The 1188-nt window shown below is 42.7% G+C and carries 1 pseudogene; it reads right to left on the bottom strand.

Annotated elements, in window-relative coordinates:
- Nucleotides 1-1188: pseudogene (locus ACFIK4_RS00645) on the bottom strand (filamentous hemagglutinin); the annotation flags it as partial.

The raw sequence follows: 1188 nt of genomic DNA, 5'->3' as shown, positions 1-1188 counted from the left end.
TCTGAACCAATCTGGCGATCCTTGCCATTGGCTATATCTAAAGAAACATCGCGGCTTCCATCAGCTTTATAGCCATAACAACTGTCTGTATTAGCCTGACAACCAAGATAAGTGTTTTTATAAGCCGTTGCCCCCAAATTGGTCAGCACATTGGCGTGGATATCGGCATTTCCCCCTGCTCTCATAGAGCTATAATGGTTATCAATGGTATCAGCATTAATAATAAGATTGCCACTAGATTGTATTACCCCCGAAACAGTTGGTTTATGCGAAAATGCTTGTGTGACAGTCTTTTCTGTCATGTGTGACCAGTCTTCGTTTATTGACCCTAACCATCCTCCCTTCCGCCGAGAACCATTCCATACAAACTCTTCTATGTCTCCTTTTCGAGCATTATGTTTCCAAGTAAACGCCTTATAGACTGTCCCATCTTTTAAAGTTGCCGTGCCATAGGTTCCTTCTTTGTTATTCCAAAGTTGTTGCTCAAATATAAAGTGTTTTGGACCTACTGCCCCATGCTTTCTCTTAGAAAGTTTTCCTTTTCCCCAACGATCCCAGTCTATATCATGATATAAAGGTCTGCCATCGAGAAAATTATATTTGTCTGGTCTTTGGAAAGAAATATCGCTATATTCCGTTTTTTCCGTGATGACAGGCGTGCTATCAGCTTCGTTTTTCAGGGTGTTGGTTTGGATATTTAAGTTTCCACCAGCTTGAATAAAGCCTGCTTTGTTGACAAGCGAAAGGCTTTTTCCGCTGCCAGCCGCATTGGTGAAACCCAAATCACCTTCTGCCATTATAGTGCCAAAATCATTCAACAAAGCCCCATCAACTTGTAAAGCACCATTGCCCTTCACATAGATTAAACCCGTTTTGTTGTTGGTCACATCCCCCGTCACGCTAAAGACTAAATCCTGCCCCGATGCCAATTGACCGCTATTTCCAAGCTCCCCCGTTTTGATCACGAAATCTCTGGCTGCTAAAACAGATGTTGTCTCATCAACCATAACGCTTGGAGCAATAAAGAGAATATCTCCAGTCCCTCCCTGATCTGTCACGGCTTGTAGCCTTGCATTGTGAATATCAAGGGCATTGGTGCTTTGAAAGTCTAAACCGCCATAAGCCAATTCGCTCTCTGAGACATCAATATGATCTGCAATTAAATACAGCGTTTGCGGCGTGTAAATA

The organism is Bartonella sp. AP9QHHD (genome assembly GCF_042195625.1).
In the GTDB taxonomy this organism is placed as follows: domain Bacteria; phylum Pseudomonadota; class Alphaproteobacteria; order Rhizobiales; family Rhizobiaceae; genus Bartonella.
This window is presented reverse-complemented; position numbering and strand designations above follow the sequence as displayed.